General features: G+C 45.9%; 28 protein-coding genes. 21 read left to right on the forward strand and 7 right to left on the reverse strand.

Features of this window, described 5'->3' with window-relative positions; translation table 11 throughout:
• Positions 1-5 precede the first annotated feature (5 nt).
• The gene (gene pepF / locus OKS35_RS01630) at positions 6-1,808 is read left to right on the forward strand and encodes an oligoendopeptidase F (protein WP_264092368.1); all 1,803 of its coding nucleotides are present in this window, start codon (positions 6-8) and stop codon (positions 1,806-1,808) included.
• Positions 1,809-2,012: 204 nt separating this feature from the next.
• Here pepF and OKS35_RS01635 read toward each other — a convergent pair whose 3' ends face one another.
• Positions 2,013-2,786, reverse strand: a complete 774-nt coding sequence (locus OKS35_RS01635) for a DsbA family protein (RefSeq protein ID WP_074037413.1) — start codon at positions 2,784-2,786, stop codon at positions 2,013-2,015.
• An 86-nt stretch (positions 2,787-2,872) separates the two neighbouring features.
• The gene (locus OKS35_RS01640; RefSeq protein ID WP_074037412.1) at positions 2,873-3,454 is read right to left on the reverse strand and encodes a CYTH domain-containing protein; all 582 of its coding nucleotides are present in this window, start codon (positions 3,452-3,454) and stop codon (positions 2,873-2,875) included.
• Between the two features lie 109 nt (positions 3,455-3,563).
• Between OKS35_RS01640 and OKS35_RS01645 the strand changes: the two genes are divergently transcribed.
• Genes OKS35_RS01645 through OKS35_RS01655 form a run of 3 tightly spaced genes read left to right on the forward strand, consistent with a single transcriptional unit; the run spans position 3,564 to position 5,885 of the window.
• Complete coding sequence (locus OKS35_RS01645) at positions 3,564-4,208, forward strand: GTP pyrophosphokinase family protein (protein WP_015881226.1); 645 nt, start codon at positions 3,564-3,566, stop codon at positions 4,206-4,208.
• A gap of 12 nt (positions 4,209-4,220) precedes the next feature.
• Positions 4,221-5,018, forward strand: coding sequence for an NAD kinase (locus OKS35_RS01650; protein ID WP_264092369.1), 798 nt, complete (start codon positions 4,221-4,223; stop codon positions 5,016-5,018).
• A gap of 3 nt (positions 5,019-5,021) precedes the next feature.
• The gene (locus OKS35_RS01655) at positions 5,022-5,885 is read left to right on the forward strand and encodes an RluA family pseudouridine synthase (protein WP_214691108.1); all 864 of its coding nucleotides are present in this window, start codon (positions 5,022-5,024) and stop codon (positions 5,883-5,885) included.
• A gap of 35 nt (positions 5,886-5,920) precedes the next feature.
• Here OKS35_RS01655 and OKS35_RS01660 read toward each other — a convergent pair whose 3' ends face one another.
• Positions 5,921-7,087, reverse strand: a complete 1,167-nt coding sequence (locus OKS35_RS01660; RefSeq protein ID WP_031421494.1) for an FtsW/RodA/SpoVE family cell cycle protein — start codon at positions 7,085-7,087, stop codon at positions 5,921-5,923.
• Positions 7,088-7,236: 149 nt separating this feature from the next.
• Between OKS35_RS01660 and fabI the strand changes: the two genes are divergently transcribed.
• On the forward strand, positions 7,237-8,010 hold the full coding sequence (gene fabI / locus OKS35_RS01665; protein WP_074037406.1) for an enoyl-ACP reductase FabI: 774 nt from the start codon (positions 7,237-7,239) through the stop codon (positions 8,008-8,010).
• Between the two features lie 83 nt (positions 8,011-8,093).
• Entirely contained in the window at positions 8,094-8,282 is a 189-nt protein-coding gene (locus OKS35_RS01670; RefSeq protein ID WP_015881231.1) for a hypothetical protein, read from the forward strand.
• Between the two features lie 2 nt (positions 8,283-8,284).
• On the opposite strand, the gene OKS35_RS01675 is transcribed toward OKS35_RS01670, so the two are convergent.
• Entirely contained in the window at positions 8,285-8,794 is a 510-nt protein-coding gene (locus OKS35_RS01675) for a YjcG family protein (RefSeq protein WP_015881232.1), read from the reverse strand.
• A gap of 175 nt (positions 8,795-8,969) precedes the next feature.
• On the opposite strand from OKS35_RS01675, the gene OKS35_RS01680 reads away from it, so the two are divergent.
• The 7 genes from OKS35_RS01680 to OKS35_RS01710 all read left to right on the forward strand — a co-directional run bounded on the left by OKS35_RS01680 (position 8,970) and on the right by OKS35_RS01710 (position 14,559).
• On the forward strand, positions 8,970-9,515 hold the full coding sequence (locus OKS35_RS01680) for a phosphatidylglycerophosphatase A (RefSeq protein WP_015881233.1): 546 nt from the start codon (positions 8,970-8,972) through the stop codon (positions 9,513-9,515).
• Positions 9,515-10,102: a phosphatase PAP2 family protein gene (locus OKS35_RS01685; RefSeq protein ID WP_074037404.1), complete on the forward strand. Its 588-nt coding sequence runs from the start codon at positions 9,515-9,517 to the stop codon at positions 10,100-10,102. The genes OKS35_RS01680 and OKS35_RS01685 overlap by 1 nt, the downstream gene beginning before the upstream one ends.
• A complete protein-coding gene (locus OKS35_RS01690; RefSeq protein WP_214691107.1) occupies positions 10,099-10,635 on the forward strand; it encodes a hypothetical protein in 537 nt (178 codons plus the stop codon). Before OKS35_RS01685 ends, OKS35_RS01690 begins: the two co-directional genes overlap by 4 nt.
• Positions 10,628-10,819: a hypothetical protein gene (locus OKS35_RS01695; protein WP_074037402.1), complete on the forward strand. Its 192-nt coding sequence runs from the start codon at positions 10,628-10,630 to the stop codon at positions 10,817-10,819. The genes OKS35_RS01690 and OKS35_RS01695 overlap by 8 nt, the downstream gene beginning before the upstream one ends.
• A gap of 157 nt (positions 10,820-10,976) precedes the next feature.
• The gene (locus OKS35_RS01700) at positions 10,977-12,998 is read left to right on the forward strand and encodes a BglG family transcription antiterminator (RefSeq protein WP_214691106.1); all 2,022 of its coding nucleotides are present in this window, start codon (positions 10,977-10,979) and stop codon (positions 12,996-12,998) included.
• Positions 12,998-13,264: a PTS sugar transporter subunit IIB gene (locus OKS35_RS01705; RefSeq protein WP_074037399.1), complete on the forward strand. Its 267-nt coding sequence runs from the start codon at positions 12,998-13,000 to the stop codon at positions 13,262-13,264. The genes OKS35_RS01700 and OKS35_RS01705 overlap by 1 nt, the downstream gene beginning before the upstream one ends.
• Before the next feature lie 32 nt (positions 13,265-13,296).
• The gene (locus OKS35_RS01710; protein ID WP_074037398.1) at positions 13,297-14,559 is read left to right on the forward strand and encodes a PTS ascorbate transporter subunit IIC; all 1,263 of its coding nucleotides are present in this window, start codon (positions 13,297-13,299) and stop codon (positions 14,557-14,559) included.
• Between the two features lie 48 nt (positions 14,560-14,607).
• Here the strand turns inward: OKS35_RS01710 and OKS35_RS01715 are convergent, their stop codons facing one another.
• Positions 14,608-14,895, reverse strand: a complete 288-nt coding sequence (locus OKS35_RS01715) for a hypothetical protein (RefSeq protein ID WP_074037396.1) — start codon at positions 14,893-14,895, stop codon at positions 14,608-14,610.
• Between the two features lie 272 nt (positions 14,896-15,167).
• The gene (locus OKS35_RS01720) at positions 15,168-15,899 is read right to left on the reverse strand and encodes a hypothetical protein (protein ID WP_074037395.1); all 732 of its coding nucleotides are present in this window, start codon (positions 15,897-15,899) and stop codon (positions 15,168-15,170) included.
• A 149-nt stretch (positions 15,900-16,048) separates the two neighbouring features.
• Here OKS35_RS01720 and OKS35_RS01725 point away from each other — a divergent pair, with 149 nt between their 5' ends.
• From OKS35_RS01725 to nadE, 8 genes are all read left to right on the forward strand, one after another.
• A complete protein-coding gene (locus OKS35_RS01725) occupies positions 16,049-16,624 on the forward strand; it encodes a GNAT family N-acetyltransferase (RefSeq protein WP_015881239.1) in 576 nt (191 codons plus the stop codon).
• Positions 16,621-17,340, forward strand: coding sequence for an alpha/beta fold hydrolase (locus OKS35_RS01730; protein WP_159562027.1), 720 nt, complete (start codon positions 16,621-16,623; stop codon positions 17,338-17,340). Before OKS35_RS01725 ends, OKS35_RS01730 begins: the two co-directional genes overlap by 4 nt.
• The gene (locus OKS35_RS01735) at positions 17,327-17,887 is read left to right on the forward strand and encodes an NADPH-dependent FMN reductase (protein WP_159562028.1); all 561 of its coding nucleotides are present in this window, start codon (positions 17,327-17,329) and stop codon (positions 17,885-17,887) included. Before OKS35_RS01730 ends, OKS35_RS01735 begins: the two co-directional genes overlap by 14 nt.
• Positions 17,888-17,955: 68 nt before the next feature.
• Entirely contained in the window at positions 17,956-18,195 is a 240-nt protein-coding gene (locus tag OKS35_RS01740) for a hypothetical protein (RefSeq protein WP_015881242.1), read from the forward strand.
• Between the two features lie 84 nt (positions 18,196-18,279).
• Positions 18,280-19,371: a virulence factor gene (locus OKS35_RS01745; protein ID WP_074037949.1), complete on the forward strand. Its 1,092-nt coding sequence runs from the start codon at positions 18,280-18,282 to the stop codon at positions 19,369-19,371.
• 245 nt (positions 19,372-19,616) lie between these two features.
• Positions 19,617-19,811: a hypothetical protein gene (locus OKS35_RS01750; protein ID WP_074037391.1), complete on the forward strand. Its 195-nt coding sequence runs from the start codon at positions 19,617-19,619 to the stop codon at positions 19,809-19,811.
• Positions 19,812-19,909: 98 nt separating this feature from the next.
• Positions 19,910-20,710 carry a BsuPI-related putative proteinase inhibitor gene (locus OKS35_RS01755; protein ID WP_214691104.1) on the forward strand — a complete coding sequence of 267 codons (801 nt, stop codon included), beginning with the start codon at positions 19,910-19,912 and terminating at the stop codon, positions 20,708-20,710.
• Between the two features lie 110 nt (positions 20,711-20,820).
• On the forward strand, positions 20,821-21,636 hold the full coding sequence (gene nadE / locus OKS35_RS01760) for an ammonia-dependent NAD(+) synthetase (RefSeq protein WP_074037388.1): 816 nt from the start codon (positions 20,821-20,823) through the stop codon (positions 21,634-21,636).
• A 42-nt stretch (positions 21,637-21,678) separates the two neighbouring features.
• On the opposite strand, the gene OKS35_RS01765 is transcribed toward nadE, so the two are convergent.
• Positions 21,679-22,065 (reverse strand): disulfide bond formation protein B, encoded by a 387-nt coding sequence (locus OKS35_RS01765; protein ID WP_159562030.1) that lies wholly within the window; start codon positions 22,063-22,065, stop codon positions 21,679-21,681.
• Positions 22,066-22,160: the final 95 nt, after the last annotated feature.

The raw sequence follows: 22,160 nt of genomic DNA on the forward strand, positions 1-22,160 counted from the left end.
GACGTATGTCAGAGGTATTGACTAGACAGCAAGTTCCAGTGGAAGAAACATGGAACTTAGAAACCATCTACAGCAATGACGAGGCTTGGGAATCGGATTTTCAAGCGTTAAAAGAGAAAGTGCCGGCATTGATTGGATTTAAAGGACGCCTTGGGGAGTCGGCGGAAACGTTGCACGAAGCGTTGCAACTTCGGGACGATCTCTCACGTCAGTTACATAAGCTATATACGTATGCTCATATGCGCTATGACGAAGACACGGCGAATAGCCATTATCAAGCATTGAATGATCGTGCCGGCTCACTTGCGTCTCAAGTTTCAGCACAACTCGCGTTTATGACACCTGAGTTGCTCTCGATTGATGAGAATCAGATTGAAACCTTCATGGAGCAGAATGAGTCACTTCGCGTTTATCGTCATGCATTCGATGAGTTGGCACTAGAGCGTCCACACGTGTTGACGGAGGCGGAAGAATCGATTTTGGCACAAGCCGGAGATGTGCTCGGTCAATCGAGCTCGACGTTCGGTATGCTCAACAACGCAGATTTAAAATTCCCGAAAGTGAAAAATGAAAAAGGGGAAGAAGTTGAGTTGACGCACGGTCGATATATCACGTTCCTTGAATCGGCTGACCGAAGCGTTCGCGAAGGGGCATTTAAAGCGATGTACGGGACGTACGCGCAATATTTGAATACGTTCGCCTCAACATTGTCAGGAAGTGTGAAGAAAGATAACTTCTATGCGACTGTCCGTAAGTTTGAAAGTGCAAGACAGTCCGCGCTCCATCATAATGCGATTCCCGAGTCTGTATACGACGGGCTTGTAGAAGCGGTAAACGAACGACTCGACTTGTTACATCGTTATGTCGCGTTGCGTAAGCGAGCGCTCGGCTTAGATGAGTTGCATATGTATGACCTCTACACACCGCTCGTCAAAGATGTCGAAATGAAAGTATCGTATGAAGAAGCGAAACAATGGATGGTAGATGGTTTGGCACCACTCGGAGAAGAGTACGTCCAAATCGTCAAAGACGGTCTCGGTTCGCGTTGGGTCGACGTTCGAGAGACACGCGGTAAGCGTAGCGGTGCTTACTCCTCGGGAGCATACGATACGCAACCGTTCATCCTGATGAACTGGCAAGATAACGTCAACAACTTGTTCACGCTTGCACACGAGTTCGGACACTCGGTGCATAGTCATTACACGCGCGCATCGCAACCATATCCGTATGGCGATTACTCGATCTTCGTTGCAGAAGTGGCATCGACGACGAACGAAGCTTTGTTGAATGACCATTTGTTGAAAACGAGAACAGCGAAAGAAGAACGTCTCTACTTGTTGAACAATCAGCTTGAAACGTTCCGTGGAACATTGTTCCGTCAAACGATGTTCGCTGAATTCGAACACATGATTCATCAAGCTGCTCAAGAAGGCGTATCGCTCACTCCGGAGTACTTAAATGAAACATACCTCGAGTTGAACAAACGTTACTTCGGAGACGAGATTGTCATCGATGAAGAGATTTCATATGAGTGGGCGCGCATCCCGCACTTCTATTACAACTACTACGTCTATCAATATGCGACAGGGATTTCGGCATCTGCTGCACTGTCACAACAGATCATGGAAGAAGGGGAGCCAGCCGTGCGTCGTTATATCGATAACTTCTTGAAGGCGGGTTCTAGTGACTATCCGATCGAGGTGTTGAAGGCGGCTGGCGTCGATATGACGACGAAGGAGCCGGTATTAAAAGCGCTCGATCAGTTCGAAGCGGTTCTTGATGAAATGGAATCATTATTGTTCTCGTGAATAATATGTGACAATATGCACAAAGAGGTTGTCAGATGATTCTGCACTAGGTATATTATAAGTGTGAAATCAATCACAAACCCCTTTATTGACCGTAAACTTTCTCCCATCTTGTAGGCCTTCCCCGGGCCTCAAGGTTCGATGTCTCTTGTCCCCGCTTGAGACGTCAAAAACCCCATGGCTCCCCGGCCATGGGGTTCTTTTTTATTTCGTTTGAGCCCACGCTTCACCGCTACATCCTGGCACAGGACGGCAACGCTGTTGTAGGGAGAGTTTCTTCAATTCGCGTTCAATCACCGTCTTATCCAAGTCTAGAATGTACGAAAGCTCTGTTATGGTCGACGCATCATAGCGTGCCAACACTTTGGCTACATCCCAATCGGTCGAACGGCTCGGTGCATAACCTAACAATTCAGTCATGACCGATTGATAGACGTCGTACGGATAAACCCCTTCAATCTTCAATGCTTCATCGCGCGTCACGAATGTGAGTGCGGGCAATAACTCAATCTCCCAATCTTTCAACACTTGATGGTCGACAGCTAGTGCATTCAAGAGCTGGTTCGATTGAAGATCGGCTTCGAGTTCACTTAAATCAAGGCCATACTCTTCGAAAGAACGTGCGATTTCCCATAAATCGATTGAACCAAGTTGTTCACCAGAGAATAGATCATTCACATGCAAATGACGCAAGAAGCGCATCGCATGACGTTTCCCTTGTAATTCTAGCGCTTTGATCATGGTGAGAAGGCGAACTTCTTCCTGACATCCGCCAACACAGCTAGGAACGGTAGAGACCATTCGAAAACGAATCACGTGTCCGTATTCAATCTCTAACTTTTTGATCAGTGTCATCACATGAAAGTTCTCAGGACTTGAGATGTCCATGAAATAGAATAACTCCAATGGCTTATACGTTACTTGAATAGGAGTTTCTTCCAGTGAACAGGATGACCCATTACATTGTTCAAGTTCCATTTGTGTCGCCTCCTCTCGTCAAAAAACTCATTTAACTTTGTAAACTCATTGTAGCAACGAAAAAAAAAGGTTGGCAATGTATCTGCTCAACCTTCCAACCGACTTATTTTTAATTCCATGAATCGGACGATTTTATTTTTAGCGGGACGATAGGGGAGACCATGTTTTTCAAGAAGTCCTTCGAACGCACGTTTTCCCTCTTCTTCATTCGTCACTTCAAATTCTATTTCATAGTCGGTCGTCTCCAAATAATGGCTTTCGTCCAAAACGAGGAGACCGTCTTCTGTCTGGAGCTCTGCCCGGTTCGTCTCGAGTCGACCGAGATGCTCAAGCGGTGCATTTAGCTGAAACGGAGCCAATGCTTGCTTCATTTGCTCGTCATGAATGATTCCATACTTAAACAAATCCTCAGCCTCATCTTCTGTAATTGTGGCGTGTGTCTCAAGTAAGCCGACCTCGTTGGGTTGCTTTAACGTCAGCACTTGACCATGTTTCTTCTCGCGAATGCGAAGTGCTGCCCCGTTCGCTTTTAGCTGAAAGGAAGGAGTGTCGAAATAATCATTCGCCTGCCAACGAACTTGGTCATCAAGCTGATAGGCACGTAGGAGTGTCTCATACTCGTCTTTCGTCAACATTGATTTAAATTCAATTTCCACTTCTTGGGTCATGAATCATCGCTCCATTCTATGAACAATTGTTCGTTTATGATACCATACAAACGGATACATACGGAAAGGACGCGTTTTTTCCGGAAAAGAACGAAAGTGGTGACAGCGTATGCAATCAGTGAACTGGGATCAGTTTTTAGTACCGTATCAAATCGCGGTAGACGAGTTGAAAGTCAAATTGAAAGCCGTTCGAAAGCAATTCAAGTCCCAAAATGACCATTCTCCGATTGAATTTGTCACAGGTCGAGTGAAGCCGGTCGGGAGCATTCTCGAGAAAGCGAAACGAAAAAATATCGCTGACCATGAATTGGCGACGGATATGCAGGATATAGCGGGATTACGAATCATGTGTCAATTTGTCGATGATATCGTTCACGTCTTGGATTTGCTACATCGTCGAACAGATTTTAAAATAGTGGAAGAACGCAATTACATTACCCATCAGAAAGACTCGGGCTATCGATCGTATCATGTCATCATCGAGTACCCGGTTCAGACGATTCACGGTGAAATCCCTACGCTCGTTGAAGTGCAAATCCGCACGCTTGCGATGAATTTCTGGGCCACGATTGAGCACTCATTGAATTATAAATATGATGGTGACATGCCTCTTGAAGTGCAGGAACGATTGAGACGCGCAGCCGAGGCGGCCTTTTTACTCGATGCCGAGATGAGCCAACTCCGCGTTGAAATTCAGGACGCCCAGCAAGTGTTTCGGGATAAAGAGATGAACGTGAAAACGGACGAAGACTAGGGGGAAACCGATATGCAGTTTGCGATTGTATCGAGGGGAGATACGCGATCAGCGGAGATCGCTCAGGAACTGACTGAAAAACTTCAAGCCGCCGGGCATACATTATCGGAACAGCCCCGAATCGTAGTATCGGTCGGAGGGGACGGGACGATGTTACAGGCGTTTCATAAATACATCGACCGACTCGATGAAACGCTACTTGTCGGGATTCATACCGGGCATCTCGGCTTTTATGCCGATTGGCAACCGGATGAGTTGGATGAATTGACCGAGATGATCACGAGCGAATCGTTCGAGCCGGTCTCCTATCCGCTCGTTGAGGTGCTCATTGACTATGAGGACGGGGAGACTGATCGTCGACTGGCGATGAATGATTGCACGATTAAGAACTACAAGCGCACGCTCGTCTGTGATTTATCGATTCGAGACGACTACTTTGAAACGTTCCGTGGAGATGGATTATGTATTTCGACACCATCGGGTTCGACCGCCTACAATAAGGCACTCGGTGGAGCAATCGTTCACCCATCGATTGAAGCCATTCAAGTGACTGAGATGGCTTCAATCAACAACCTAGTGTATCGAACGATCGGTGCACCGCTTCTCTTACCAAAACACCATCAAGTGAAAATCAAACCGCACACGAAAACCGAATTTGAATTGGCGTTTGACCATCAAGAAGCGTTGTCCTGGTCGGATGTCGTCTCGATTCGATGTGCGGTCGCAAAAGAAAAAGTGACGTTCGCTCGCTTCCGGCCCTTCCCATTCTGGCGCCGAGTTCGCGAATCGTTCATCGAGGAAGGAAAGTAACGAATGCAAGGGTTTACGATTCGTCGCGTTGTGGAGAAAGCCGTCCCACTTCGCGACTTTTTAATGCAAGATATGGGGATTTCTCGAAAGATGCTCACGCTCGTGAAGCATGAAGGGGATATTGAAGTGAATGGCGTGCACCGCACCGTAAGACATGAACTCGAACCAGGAGATGAAGTGATGGTGCGATTCCCGCTTGAAGCCCCTTCACTCGATATGGTCGCCTCAGATCGGCCTATTCGAATTCTGTATGAAGATGATACGCTGTTGGCGGTCGATAAACCGGCAGGGATTGCCACGATTCCATCACGACTACATCCGACCGATACACTTGCGAACGCTGTACTCGGCTATTATCAACGCATCGGTCTGTCATCTGCGATTCACGTGATCAATCGGCTCGATCGCGACACGAGCGGTGTCGTCTTGTTTGCAAAGTATGGATTTATTCATCATCGATTTAGTGAACTTCAGAAAGCGAATGGATTGGTGCGTACGTACAAGGCATTGGTCGAAGAAGAAGTGACACCACAAACGATTGAAGCACCGATCGGGCGTGCCGAGAATTCGATTATGGAGCGAGTCGTGACAACTGAGGGACAACACGCCATCACGCATATCCTCGCATGTCAGCCATTTGAGAGCGGCTCGTTATTGACGATTCGACTCGAGACGGGACGGACCCATCAAATTCGCGTGCATTTGCGCCATATCGGTCATCCGCTCATTGGGGACTCCATGTATGGGGGGACGACTCGTATGCCCCGTCACGCCCTTCACAGCGCGTCTGCGCGATTCATTCATCCGATGACAGGGGATGAGATTCAGATTGATGCGCCAATTCCGGAAGATTTTCGAACTGTATAAAGAAATCCCTCAAGGTAAAACCTTGAGGGATTTTGTCAATCATCATCAAACATATAGGTTTTTGATTTAGAAGCCACGTTCATGACGAGACCGATGGCAATCATGTTCATGATAATCCCTGTTCCCCCGTAACTGACGAACGGGAGGGTAAGTCCAGTGATCGGCAAGACACCGATTGTCATACCGATGTTTTGGAACACTTGGAACGTGAACATGGCGATGACACCGGTGACGATATAACTTCCGAACGCGCTACTAGACTCTAACGCAATGTGAATCATCCGATAGAGGAATAAGAAGAAGACGATGATCACGAGAGCTGCGCCAATGAACCCATAGTGTTCTGCGATAACAGCAAATATGAAGTCCGTTTGAGATTCCGGTAAATAGACGAGACCCTGGCCGTATCCTGCTCCGAACATCTGTCCAGAACCAATCGCCTGTAGCGATTTGATTAATTGGAATGCCAGATCATCTGAATATTCGTAAGGATAAATCCAGGCCTGGAAGCGGTTGAGGGCGTGTCCAGGTACGAATGCTTGTAAGACTTCGAAATGGGCAAAGAACAGATACATGAATGTGCCGATGGTCAAAGCCGCAGCGCTGAAGAGACCAAGAAGCCACTTCCAACCGATTCCCGAGACGATGATGATGGCGCCGAGCATCGTCATCAGAACGAGCCCGGTCCCTAAGTCCGGTTGTGTCACAATCAGCCCGAGCGGCGGGATGGCGACTAGTACCAGTTTCACGAGGAGCCATGTATCGAGTTGTGACGATCCGTAACGTTTATTGTGCTCATAGACGATGGTCGACATAGAAATCAACAAAAAGAGCTTCATGAATTCGGCCGGCTGGAAACTGAATCCAGGCACGTTATACCAACCATACGCCCCGTTGATGTTCGGTACGAGCGACGTGTCACGTAACGGAATCAGACCGACGAGCAGAAGTAGACCGAATGCGTATAAGTACCAATGGATTTTCCGGAGTTGCTCATATTCAATCGTCATGATCGCGAACATTGCAAAAAAGCCGATGACATAACGAATGCCTTGTTCAAGAGCGAAGTTGATATGTTGAAGTCGCGTTGGCAACATCGGTTGAGCGGTATAGATTGCACCGAGACTGATGATCATCAATAGGAAGACGATGGTCAACAGTGTCGTATCTAAACTTTTAAAATATGATTGTATACGGTTCATAATGGAGTCGAATCACCCTTTCTATACGTATTTTATCTTACCGCAACTTAAAAAAATCGCAATACGTAACGAGTCGGTTGACAAAACAGAAACCTTTCTGTAATCTGAGAACAGATATTATCACCAGGTACTAAAAAGGGGAGTTTATGATGTCAATTTATCCAACATTAACGAATAAAACGTACGTCGTCATGGGGATTGCCAACAAGCGCTCGATTGCATGGGCGATTGCCAAAACGCTTGATGAGGCAGGGGCGAAGCTCGTGTTAACGTATGCGGCAGAACGATTCAAATCGGGTCTCGAGTCACTCGCGAGTGAGTTGAAACAAGAAGCGATTCTACTTGAGTGTGATGTGACGAATGACGAAGCGATTGATTCAACATTCCGTTCGATTCACGAACAAGCTGGCGAGATTCAAGGAATCGCGCATTCGATCGCATTTGCTGACAAAGAAGCATTGCGCGGTGAGTTCTCAGAAATGACACGTGGTCAGTTCGCGCAGGCATTAGACATCTCAGCATATAGTTTGACGGCAGTTGTGAAAGCGGCGAAGCCTTACTTCGCACAAGACGCCTCGGTGATCACACTCACTTACCTCGGCGGCGAGCGTGTCGTTCCGAACTACAACTTGATGGGTGTCGCCAAAGCGGCACTTGATTCGAGCGTCAAGTATTTGGCGAACGAATACGGTCCACATGGTGTGCGTGTCAATGCTATCTCGGCGGGGCCGATTCGTACATTGTCAGCCAAAGGGGTTGGTGATTTCAACAGTATCCTTTCTGAGCTTGAACAGAAGGCGCCATTGCGTCGAAACGTTTCGGCGGAAGAAGTAGCTTCGACAGGTCTCTTCCTCCTCTCGGGGATGGGAAGTGGCGTGACCGGCGAAGTCATTCACGTAGATAGCGGATACCATATTTTATAAGTTTGGGGAATGGCGCAGTGATGCGCCATTTTTGTATTACCTCGTGAATAAATCGGGTAAGGACCTATGAAGGAGGTCAGATCATGGGTCCCTATCAGATTGATTTTACTGTCGTACAATACGTCAACCGACAAGTCCAGCCATCAGGTCGAGCAAGCATCGAACCGGTGACACGAATCAAACGTGTCCAACGAATCCGACCTCGACGTGAAGAATGGCTTGAAGAAGAGCAAGAAAAAAACCCCGGTCGCTATGTCGACCGGAGCATATAAGGTTAGCCTCGGAAACGGAACGTCTCATAGACGTTCCATGTTTCATTTTCGAGTTCATACATGACGGCCATCCGAGTGATCGTCTCTTCGAAATGAACCTGCTCCATACGCATACGTTCGAGGACGTCGAACAGCTCGGCATCGGTCAAATCTTGACCAATCGTGATGTGCGGCAAGAATTCATATTTCGGTGTTTGGTTGAGCACACCTTCATGCAGTCGTTGCTGAAGAGTCGACAAATCACGTGTCGGTAACACTTTTAAATACAAGACATTGTTCGTCGGTGCGAAAGACCGGACGCCATCGACTTTCAACTGAATCGGTTTAGTCGAATCCGCAACTTGTTGCAAGTACTCGAGTACTTTCGGCAAGTCTTCTTCTGACACCTCTGTCCGCTCTTTAATGGTCACGTGAGGTGAAATCAACGCATATTTTGTGTCATAGCGTTTTCGATAAGAGTTCGCAAAATCTTGCACTTGTTTAGACGGAAATAAGACTACCCCAATCTTCATTCCTCTTCCCCCTTTAATCGTTTAACCTACATGTTAATGATGACCGATTTAATGTGGGAAGTCAAAGCAGGGTTCGTCTTTTTTCAATTTTTCAGTATAATGGTTATATCATATAGAGAGACGATGACTCTCTGAACGAAGGGATGTGAAGCGGGATTTCGATCCTGCGCCTATTATGAAACACGTACCACACTCACGTGATGTCCGAGAAGCGGCTCGTGCTCGTTTGCTCGAACGCGGGGTCACAATTGAATCGATTGCTGAAATCGTATACCAGATGCAGGCACCCTATTCGCCGCATCTTTCTCTAAAAGATTGTATGGATTCTGTCGAGGCGGTTCTTGATAAACGTGAACTACAACATGCGATTCTCGTGGGATCAGAGCTCGATATGTTGGCTGAAAAAGGGCAATTATCTGAACCGCTTCTGTCGATTATCGCCTCAGACGAAGGTTTATTTGGAGTGGACGAGACGATTGCGATCGGTGCCGTCAACACATATGGTTCGATTGCCGTTACGACTTTCGGATACTTAGACAAGGCAAAAATCGGTATCATCAAACAACTCGACACGAAGATGGATGATGGGCAAGTGCATACGTTCATGGACGATCTCGTCGGTGCCATCGCTGCCAACGCTTCAGGACGATTGGCGCACCGGTTACGAGATATGGTCGATTTCGGAGAAGAAGAGATGCGTGAAAGAAAAGGGTTGTATTGATGAAGTGGACACCGCAGATGGTGGTCATCACCGGGACGGTCGCATATGTGATCGTGTCGGTGTTTGTCGTTTTAGGGGCGGTCGATCCGATGAACACATTCGTATATGAATGGTTACAGCCGCTACCGGATCGAGTGTTTGCCTACGTGACAGAGCTCGGGAGTGCACAAGTCATTGTGGGACTCTCCATATTAGGATTGTTGTTCTGGTATTGGCGTGGGGACCGTATCGAAGCGTGGCGCCTAGCGCTCGTCGGAATCGGGACACTTCTGTTTACTCAAGTGCTGAAGCTCGTCTACGGAATCGACCGACCGCTCATTGATGCATCACTCGATGCAACGACATACAGTTTTCCGAGCGGACATGCCTCAGGATCGCTTGCACTATATGGATTGACAGCTTATGTACTGTATCGAAAGAAACAGTCGAGAGTCGTCATCTTCATTCTCTTGTGCCTCGTCCTTGCGGTCTCGCTCAGCCGAGTCATCTTAAACGTTCATTACTTTAGTGATGTGCTTGGCGGTTGGCTCGTTGCGTTGACGATGATTGCATTGTCTGAATGGATCATAAGGAGGAGAACGGTTTGATCGTTGTGGTAGATGTAGCAAAATGGTTATTCGTTCAAAAGAAAGAAGCTGATGATGCATCAGTTCCCACGATATTAGTGGAAAAAGATAGAGAAGGGGCGACATGGTTCACCTCGATGAAAATTTTGTTCCAGTTAAAGAAATGGACGGGTCGACGTCGTTTTGTTCCCCTTTTACTGTGTGATGAGCACACCTATCGTTCATATGAAGTTTTTCATGTCGATGCTGTGCCGTCGTTGGCTCTACTCGACGGGGGGCGGACGTTACTAGTGGACAATAAACGAGATGAGTCATTTGATGTTGTGATACGGGAAAGCGGATTGGAAACAGAAAAATCGATTTTATTGTTCGCGCTTCAGTATATTGAACAGATGACGAATGAATCAGTCGTTTTTGCCGGAGATGAGTCGATTGAGGCGACGCGGATCGTCCCGACAGCATTGTTGGATAAGGCGGACCGCTTAGAATCAGGACGTCGTCTATTTGAATGGATGCATGATGAAGACTTACGTAAGGAGAATCAACATGACTGATTGGGAAATGACATTTCAACAATTATTGGACGAACAAGTGGATGAAGTGAACGTGCCACGCGAAGATTTTTTATCCGTTCGAACCATTTTGATTGAGAAAGGCTGGCTCTTTCAAGTAGTAGGAGAGGCCAAGCATGGTGGCGTGACGATTTATCGCAGAAACCCGGTCACTGCGAATTCATAATGGTAAGAGACGAATGAATATAAAGATTCACTCGTCTCTTTTTTATGCATTCATGAAGAGACAGAAGTTTGTGGGCGAAGTTCCCAAAAGTCAGTCGTAACCGCTTACATTTTGTGATTGATTTCGTTTTATACTACAGGTGTAGGAGGCCTCTACTATGCAACTGAATGAAAAAAGTAAACGAATCTTAAATGTCATCTTGCATGAAAAGCAAATGACACTAGACACCTTGACGATGATGCTTCCATATTCTCGACGGACAGTCGAATATGAATTGGAACGTATACAAGAATGGCTCGTCGGAAACGGACTATCGAATTTGAAGATGGACGGAACAAAAATAGAATTGACCGTGACAGAGGCGCTAATCGAGCAAGTCGAGCGCGCCGAATTAGTCTGGTCAGAAGAAGAACGAGAGCTTGTCATCACGCTATTCGCGATGACCCAAGTCGAATTTCTATCCAGTTTTCATTTTCAGCACCTATTAGATGTTTCCAAGTATACGGTCCAAGAAAGTTTGAACACCGTTAAAAAGCAGGCGGCCCAATTCGGGATTGATTTTTCTTATACGAGGAAAGAAGGATATCGGTTCAACGGTCATCTCCAAACGGTCGCATTATACGTGTACCGAACAATTGAACAATTGCTTGAGAAGTCAACGTTCGCTCAATTACTCGATTTATGTTTCGATTCTTGGCAAGTTGAGTTTATGGAACGGATCGGACAGATTGAACATTTTGAAAACTTGAATCAGTTTCAGTTTGTCGAAAGCCATCGTGAAAAATTAGCATATTTTCTGATGATTGGGTCTAGGTTATCACCTGACGCATATGTTCAAGATGACGATTCCTGGTTGACAGAAAAAGTCGATGCATCAATCCGAGACAATTTTGAAGATGTTCCACAGCTGTGGGAGACATTGATGATGTTAATTCAAGGTGGTTCAAAAGTGTCGGAAGAAATGGATGAGCTGGTACAGCAAAATCTTGCGTCTATCATGATTGAGGTGATTGAGCGCTTTGAAGGTTTGAGTTGTACACGTGTAATCGAACGCGAAGCGTTATGTGAAAAACTAGTCCTCCATGCGAAAGCGACGCTCAATCGTGTCCATACCGAAATTATGCCGTCAGATGAATTGGAACGATATGTGATGAAGGAGCACCGTGTACTAAATGTAATTGTCGACCGCTCTCTCGACCCGATTCGAGACCAAATTCAGACGAAAATTCCAAGTTCAGAAGTCATGTATTTCACTCTTCATTTTGCGGCCCATCTTCATCAACAGGGGCAACATCTAGATGAAAAAATGAAAGCGATTGTCGTATGTCCAAGCGGGATTAGCGTTTCGCATATGCTCGATCACATTTTGAAAAATCAATTTCCTGACTTTGTATTTCTGCCACCAATTTCGCAACGGGATGTCTTGGAGTTTGCACCGCTTGTCGATTTGATTTTTACGACGGTGCCATTGCCGCTAGTGGTTCAACAACAAGCACACGTGACGCTTGTTCCGACACTACCGACAAGGCTAGAACAGCTTGCCTTAAAGCGCCAAATCCAACAGCGCTTCATCGCAAATGGGAGCGTCGCCCGAATGGAAGTCGCAGATATTCTCGAAGTGGTGAAGAAATATGCAACAATCCATCAAGAAGCGCAACTAAGAAAAGAATTGAAACATCTGCTACAAGATGAACCGATGAAAGATGAATGGAAAGGGGGACAACCCGTGCTAAATCAACTCGTAACAAAAAAAGAAATCCAACTTGACGATCAAGTATCGGATTGGCAGGAGTCCATTCGTCTCGCGGCCAAACCACTTGTTGATAATGGAACAATCGAATCTCGTTATGTTGAGACGATGATTGAGAACGTCATAGAACATGGTCCGTATATCGTGCTCATGCCACAAATTGCAATCCCTCATGCGAGACCGGAAGATGGTGTAAATCACCTTGGGATGAGTGTGCTGAAGTTAACAAAACCTGTATTCTTTCCTGGAGAGAAACCGGTTCGTGCTTTCTTTGTCCTAGCGGCAATCGATCAAACGACTCATTTAAAAGCCCTTGCACAGTTGACCGAGCTATTAGGAAATGAACAGGACGTGTCACTTCTTTTAGAAGCAGACACAGTAGACGATATTGTTGAGGTACTCAATCGCTATTCAGAGGAGGAAGAATAATGAAAAAGATTTTAGTGGTATGCGGTAATGGATTAGGCTCGAGCTTTATCATGGAATTGAACGTAAAAAAAGCACTCGAACAAATGGGGAAAGAGGCGGATGTCTCTCATACAGACCTGGCGACGGCACGAACTGAACCAGCAGATATTTATCTCGGAGCTCAGGATATCATCGGAACGTTAGATGATGGTTCAAAAGAAATCGTCGCACTCGAGAACGTGATGAATATTGAAGAAATTAAATCAAAACTAGATGGAAAAGTTTAAGATAGATGAAATTTTATTAGGGGGGAACGCTCATGCTTGATTTGATTATGCGAGATATATTGGGGACACCTGCCATATTGGTTGGACTGTTCGCTTTGATTGGGCTCGTTCTACAGAAGAAAGATATTGCTTCAATCGTCTCTGGTACATTGAAGACAATCATGGGGTTTGTGATTATCGGGGCGGGTGCCGGCGTCATCATTGCGGCACTCGACATATTCGGACAGATGTTCGACGAAGCGTTCAGTATCCGAGGGGTCATTCCGAACAACGAAGCGATCGTTGCGGTTGCGCAAGATGCGTTTGGTGTCGAAACGGCAATGATCATGGTGTTCGGTATGGTTATGAATATCGTGCTCGCACGTATCACGCCATTTAAATACATCTTCTTGACAGGTCACCATACGTTATTTATGGCAAGCTTACTAGCAGCAATTTTATCCGTATCAGGACTCGATGGTACGTTATTGATCATTGTCGGATCGGTATTGCTAGGACTCTGTATGGTCTTATTCCCGGCACTCCTTCAACCTTTTGTACGTCAAATTACTGGCTCTGACGATTTTGCAGTTGGACATTTCGGGTCACTCGGATACTTTGTTTCAGGGACAATCGGAAAATATGCGGGAAACAAAGAGCATTCAACCGAGCAGATTCAAGTACCGAAACAACTTGGTTTTTTACGTGATACGTCGGTAGCAGTTTCGTTGACGATGACCTTACTCTTCGTGGTCGTCGCAATCTTTGCCGGTCCTGCGTTCATTGAGACAGAATTATCAGATGGGTCGAACTATATCGTCTTCTCTATCATCCAAGCCATTACTTTTGCAGCAGGCGTGTATATCGTACTTGCGGGGGTTCGCATGTTGATTGCCGAAATCGTACCTGCCTTTAAAGGGATTGCTGATAAGATGGTTCCGAACGCAAAACCTGCGCTCGATTGTCCGACAGTTTTCCCGTTTGCACCAAACGCTGTCATTATTGGATTTCTTGCAAGTTTTGCCGCTGGATTATTTTCGATGTTTCTATTACCGTTGTTTGGTTTGGCGGTCATCGTCCCGGGTCTCGTACCTCACTTCTTTACAGGAGCGACAGCGGGAGTATTCGGGAACGCTACGGGTGGACGTCGAGGAGCGATTCTTGGATCGATTGCTAACGGAATTCTGATTAGTTTCTTACCGGCTTTGTTACTTCCGCTATTAGGGAACTTAGGTTTTGAAAGTACGACGTTTGGAGACTCTGACTTTGCTATTGTGGGCATTCTAGTCAGTTGGCTCGTTTCATTGTTCTCATAATGTGAAAAATGAGGTCTTTCTCCCATATGGAGACAAGACCTCATTTTTTTACGCGTTCGAAGCGAGTTTGATTTTTTGTCGTTTCATCTTGTGTAGTAACCAAGCATAGAGGACTTCACAAGAATTGTGAGGAAGGATCAGCTCCACCAAAGGGTGAGCGTGACCAAATATAGTGAAGCGCGAATGGTCTTCGTCGAGCAGAGAGACTTGAATATCCGTCGCATCCTGTAGTGAAATGCGCTGTTCTCCTGCGTGAGCATCTTTAAGTTTCAGCATTTTTCCATTCGTCGCAAACTTGGTGAACGATGAGACTCCTTGTACTTTCAGTTGTTCCATTTCGTGTATCTATCCATCGCGTGATGAATAGATTTTCACCTCGCTTTCTCTATATTGCCTTCCATTCCTCCAGAAGGTTATTCCTAGTATAACGCCTCGTTCGAAAAAGAAAAGTGTTAATTTAACAAAAAATTAAGACAATTTGTTATCAATTTTTAAGAATAGCGTTCAACCCTGTCTAGCATAGGAATAAGGTTGAAACAATCGGTCTGAAAATAACAAAAAAGAACCCCGTTTTCAGAGGTTCGCATCTATTGGTTACATGTATGACCTTATAATCGCTCAATCTGCCATGTACGACGGCGATACAATAACTGTCCTTTTAAGGCGATGGATTCTTTCTTCGCATCGAAGTCCTCTTCAAGAACGGACATGTCTTCATAGCGACCCGCTACATAGAATGAGATGACGATTTGGCGATTGAACAAACTGCGTTTCGTATGATCGAAATCGATGATCAGACCTTGAGGTGCCAACTCGAGTAATTCATCAATGACAGGAAGTGGAATCGGAACAAAACTGATGTTACGAATATCACGATCAAGTTTACTTTGCAACATGTTTTGGACGAAACGATTGATTGTCGACCAATCGCGAATATAAAGACTGCTATGTCGATCGTTTGCTTCATTGAAGAACACAATCTCATTATCGAGCGAATCCAAGAACGGCTTCTTGATTCCGCGTTCCATATGACTTAAAAACAAGATTTCTGCAATTTCATGATCGGACAGAGTTTCGAGCGTGTTGTAGTCCGGAAAATCGATCGCTGTGAATGTTGTTTGGTTATTCAAATACTTAGACGAGAACGAAGATAGTTCATGCGCTTCAATATAACGAAAACGCGACCTCGAGGATTGTCTCATCCCTTTGATATCCGTTCGACAAATGATCATCGGTCTCGTCACGGAAAGCGCTTCTGTTACATCCGCCAACGTCACACCATGGAGTGTGAAGCGTTGGACGTCCCGGTCTTGCTTCAAATAAAAGAGTTGTTTTGACATATGGTATCCCCTCAGTTTGACATACTACGATTATAGTAGCAAAAACACATGCTTTCCGCCATCTTGAGACGGTACAAGAGGGTTGAGTTCGATACATTTGGGAAAATAGAAGTATAATTGAGGAAACGAATAGGAAAGGCGGGTTCCACATGTGGGGATTAAAACGGAGTTTTCCTGAGCTCGCTACGCCCCGGTTTATCCTGCGAGAGCTAGAACCGCGTGATGCTAGAGCACTATATACCATTCTATCCACTGAGGAAGTGATGCGATATTATGGGTCGGACCCGTTGCTTGCCGTCTATGAGGCGAAGAACGTGATCGCTTACTTTAAAGATCAATTTCAGCAAGGGAAGGCCATTCGCTGGGCGATATGCGATCGGATGACGAATGAATTGGTTGGAACGATTGGATTCCATAATTGGACGCCCCAATATTATCGCGCCGAAATCGGGTTTGAGGTTTCCCCTCACTATTGGAGACAAGGGGTGGCTTTCGAAGCCGCTTCAGCTGTCATTCAATACGGTTTTGAAGAATTCAAGTTTCATCGAATCTCTGCGTTGGTCGCACCAGGAAATGAAGGGTCGAATCGACTCGTTCAAAAATTGGGATTTATTGAAGAGGGACTTCTACAAGATTATGCATATAGCCATGGTCGATTCATGGATTTGACTATGTATCGGCTACTCAAAACAGAATGGGAAGAAAAGGAGCACTCGATGATATGAAAGCACTCGTATTGTTACATGGGTTGTGCGGTTCTCCAAAGTACTTTGAACAATTGGAACCGTTATTGAATGCCGAAGTCCACACGCTCACATTACCCGGTCATGCTGGGACGGACGTGGGGCCGGAAACGATGGATCATTTTGCGGACTGGGTCATCGAAGAAATTCGTCTTCGAGGCCTTGAGCGTCCCCTTGTATGTGGGCATTCTTTCGGAGGCTACGTGACGACTAACCTCGTGCGTCGCTATGGAACAGAAATATCAGGATTTGTATTGATTCACTCGACGGCTGCCGCGGATACAGAAGCGGCGCGGGAGAAGCGAAACGGTGCCATTCATCAAGTCATCGAAGAAGGGGTCGAGCCGTTTATTGACGGAATGATTCCAAATGTCTTCTCAAGTGATTCCGACCCGGCGCTCGTTCAACAAGCGATTGCAATCGGATATGAGATGACGGTCGAGGGAATCGTGAACGCGCAACAGGCGATCCGGGATCGTGAAGACGAAGTGGACACCGTCGAAACGACTGACCTCCCCGGCCTATTCATTTACGGCTCAAAAGACCCGAATATGAATGAGGAGCGGGCGTTTTTAGGTGCGTCACGACATACTAAAGCAATCGTTCCGTTCAGTCATATGGGGATGATGGAATCCCCTGAAGAAGAAGCAAAAATCATGAACGAATGGATGCAGGAGGTGGATCATGGAAAAGTATAAGTTAATCGCTATGTCAGGAAGTCTTCGAAAGAAATCTTTTAATACCGCTCTTTTGCATTCGATCATTGAACTGGCTCAAGATGATTTCGACATTGAAGTCGTCTCCATCGAACTTCCACTGTTCAATGATGATTTGATTGATCCAGATGAACCAGAGGTTGTGGCTACTTTGAAGCAAGTCGTTCGGGAAGCTGATGGATTATTGATTGTCACCCCCGAATATAACCATAGCATCCCGGGCGTCCTAAAGAATGCGATCGACTGGCTTTCGCTCGAGCCAGGGACGCCACTTCGGGATAAACCGGTCATGATCGCCGGGGCCTCGCCTGGCATACTTGGAACCGCCAGATGCCAAATCCATCTCCGACAAGTATTTGCCACAAATCGTGCAAATGTTTTACCGGGAAATGAAATTTTCATCACGCATTGTAAAGAAAAGATTGATGATAGTGGGTTGCACGATGAGAAGTCGATTAATCAAATTAACAAAACATTATCGGAATATCGTAAATGGATAGAATTTTGGAAGCGTAACACAAAAAATTAACTTGAAGTCGCTCATGTTGTTTGATAGAAAGGAATTGTGAAAACAAACACAAGAGGAGCGACACCAAAATGGAAACTTACATCGAACTGTACAATGGCGGCGAATTAGGTGATCGGGCGGTAATGAACGATGGGATGACATTTGGACGAATGACGATTGTTGAATTGTTCTATCAATCCAATCATATTTTTGGTTACGTGAAAGAAGATGGTGAAAAACGTTTCTTCCTTGAACCGATTTCAGAGGACGACACATTTACTGTGGATGGGACGACGTATTCACTCCAACAGTTTATCGCGTTGTTTTAAGTAAAATAGAGGATTGATCGAACGCAAGCGACTCGCTTGCGTTTTTTTGTCATTTTCGTCACGATGAAAAGTGAGGTGATGAGGATGAAACTAGTAGCAATCGAACCGACACCAAGTCCGAATAACTTGAAAATCATTGTGGACCCTCCGTTCGAAGGGAGAGGCATAACGTACGATAAAGCGAGTACGGATGCCCCAGCCATCATTCAAGAAATCATTGGGCTTCGAGGCGTCAAATCCGTTTACGCCGTGTCTGATTTTCTCGCTGTCGAGCGACATCCGAAACATGATTGGCATGACGTCATGAATGAAATCCGACGGGCGTTCGGGGAACAAGTTGAGGAAGTCGAATCCACAAAGATGGATACGGACTATGAACCAGTCCATGTATCCGTCCAGTTCGTGCTCGATGTACCGATGCAATTAAAACTCGTCAAAGGGGACGAAGAAAAACGAATCGGGCTGTCGAAACGATTTGTCGATGCAGCGATGGAAGTTCAAGCACAAGTGAAGAATGTCATTCAAGACCGTCGTTGGGTAGAGCAAGCCCCACGCTATGGTGAATTGGATGAAGTCAGTGTCATCGCGCAAGAAGAATTGGAAGCGGCGTATCCTGAAGAGCGCATCGAACGGATCGTGGCCCGTGCGTTTGGTCGTGAAGCAGATTTTGAGGCAAACGCGAACCATTTGCAGTCGGAAAATTGGAAAGATCGGATGGCATTCCTGGATGAACTCGAAATCCATCATGAGAATATGCCCTATTTCCGTCGTGCCTTGGAAGATTCCGTGATGGCAATTCGTCGACAAGCGGTCGTCATGATCGGGATGTTTGAAGAACGACGTGAGGAATATGTCACATATATTGAACAAGCTTTAGTGGACGCTTCTCCTATTGTGCGACGAACAGCTGGGGATACGGTCTCCGATTGGGCATTACCTCAGTCACAACCTTCAATGATTGAGGCGCTGAAAGATAAAAACAAACTCGTACGTTGGCGAGCGGCTCGTTTCTTATTCGATTGTGGAGATGAACGGGCTGTACCTGCCTTGTCAATCGCGGAGGAAGATCGCGAGTTCGAGGTCTCTTTACAAGCGCGACTTGCGAAAGAGCGGATCACGAGCGGCGAGACAGCACTCGGGACGGTATGGCAACAAATTTCGAACCGCTCGAAATGAGGTTTCGTTCGACATGTGTCGAATCATTTTGATTTACAATTTAAGGTAAAGAGGAGCATCTGCATTGCGGATTGCTCCTTTTTTTCACAAAAACACATGCACATTTCCCCAATTGACTAACATTTGATGTAAACGTTTCGACAATAGGTAAAATGTCATTGTTATGCTGTCGAACGATAGGACATATATCTTGGTTTCAGATTGGTACACTAGATTTATCACAGATGAACAAAGGAGCCATACTTATGATATTGTTTGCAGAAACGCCTGAACTTGTAGCTTATAAGGAAGTAGTAGGAGAAACGATGGTCGTCACGTTTGAATCGATGCACAGTGAGACGTTCTCTGTCACGGCTCAAGTCCGGTCTGATCTCGATATCGCAGATTCATTGTTCATGACCGGTTGGCAACAATACATGGAACAAACTAAAGTTTCGTAAAAAAGGTAAATAATATAAGGGAAATCATTACAAACGTCTGCACATTGTATACACTAGTGCTATAGACGTTTTTTATTTTGTTGAGGAGAGTGGGATCCATGAAGAAAACTTGGTTGCTCGCCGTAGTGACGGCAATCTTATTAGTCGTAGCGGGATGTGGGAAAGAAGAGGCGAAACCGAGTCAAGTAAACAGTGATTCGTCTGAACCACCGGCTCCATTGACGCTCGACACGGAAATGGCATACGATTCAGTAGCCCAAGCATTATCAGCAACAATCAAAATGACGAACCCAAATGAGGAAGCCGTGGATGTGACATTCAATACGTCACAGCGCTATCAGTTGATTATCAAACAAGGTGACAAAATCGTGTTTGATTATGGTAGCGAATTTATGTTCACGGAATCGATTATCGAAGAAAAGTGGGCAGCGGATGAACAAAAGATCTTCGATGAGGTCTTCCTGTTAGATGAATTAGAGGCTGGCGAATATTCGGTCGAAGTGATTGGGCTCGGTCAAGTTGATGGGGCACCTGAAATTGCTGTGACAGATGAGACGACGTTCACGGTTGAATCTGCTGCAACAGAAACTCCGGATGAAGGTACATCAGAAACACCGGAAGAAACACCAGCAACAGAGCCGCAATCGGACGGTGCGTTCCGCGATGTACAAATTGATTTGAATGACACGATGATTCAAGTGAGCGGGTATACGGATGAAGTCGAGTTCGAGTGGTCTGTGTCAGACGGACACAATATTTACGCTCAAGGCGCAGCCGAAGTGACCGGCGGTGGCTTCACGTTTGGGGTATTGCTCGATGAAGCACCGGCGAAAGATCAACCGTTGTTCTTAGAAATGACACCAATCGGTGGAGAGGTCACATCATTTAAAGTTCAATAAAGCCATGGCGGAAACTGTTGTTTCCGTCTTTCTTTTTGAGACGCTAGTTGACGGGGTATAAGGATTATCAGACAATAAAGCAAAATGAGAGCATAGTGGGAGGGCAATCCATGCAACAACATATCATTGAATCAACACATGTCAAACCGACCATCAACCCGAAAGAAGAAATTCGTCAACGCATCGACTTTTTGAAAGCATATGTGAAACGAGCCGGTGCGAAAGGACTCGTCCTAGGTATCTCAGGTGGGCAAGACTCAAGCCTTGCCGGAAAGCTATGTCAACTCGCCATGGAAGAGCTTCGTGAAGAAACGGGTGGCGAGTATACATTTTATGCGATCAGATTGCCATATGGTGAGCAACACGATGAGCATGACGCGCAACTTGCGCTTGAGTTCATTCGTCCGGACAAATCGTTCACTGTCAACATTAAGCCTGCTGTTGACGCATCGGTTGAAGCGTTTAACCGTGCAACGGGTCTCGAATTGAGTGACTTCCATAAAGGGAATACGAAGGCACGTGAGCGGATGAAGGCACAATACGATATCGCGGCAACATTCGGTGCCCTTGTGGTCGGAACGGATCATGCTGCGGAATATGTGACAGGATTTTATACAAAACACGGTGACGGAGCTTGTGACCTCACACCGTTGACCGGTTTGAACAAACGTCAAGGGAAAGCACTTCTCCATGAACTTGAAGCGCATGAGCGTGTGATTTATAAGGTGCCGACGGCTGACCTTGAAGATGGTCGCCCTGGACTTCCTGACGAAGTCGCACTCGGTATGACGTATGATCAGCTGGACGACTATTTGGAAGGGAAGACAATCGACCCAACAATCGCCGAGCGAATCGAGACAATTTTTAAACGTTCACGCCACAAGCATCACATGCCTGCCTCGTTGTACGACGAATGGTGGCAATGAAAAAAGGAGGAGCTGTCTCGAGACAGCTTCTCCTTTGTTGTCTTACGCTTTCTTAAGCGGTACGAACTGAACGATCAGGATGCAGGTAAAGGCGATAAAACTGAGGAGTGGGATGGTGACGAATCCAAAATAGTTGACCCAACGAATCAGGCAGTCGTTCGTACAGAAGGCTTCACCGTTCGGGATACGTTCTAAAATAACGTGATACAGACTGATACACCATCCGGCACCGGCCATAATCCCTACGAACAAGCGGTTGACGTCTCGTGCAGTCAACATGATAGTCAAGTAGTAGATGGCTAGTGGATACATAAAGATGCGTTGGAACCAACACAACTTACAAGGTAAAAAGAGCATGATCTCTGAAAAATAAAGGCTGCCGAGCGTCGCGACGGTCGCAACGATAAAGGCGAAATGATGACGTTGCATCAGATTTCCTCCTAACAATCAAATTGATGATTAAACATGATATGATACATTGAAACAAATACTTATTCAGTATACAATCTTTCAAACGATAGAGA

Source organism: Exiguobacterium sp. N5 (genome assembly GCF_025842465.1).
Lineage (GTDB): Bacteria > Bacillota > Bacilli > Exiguobacteriales > Exiguobacteriaceae > Exiguobacterium > Exiguobacterium profundum.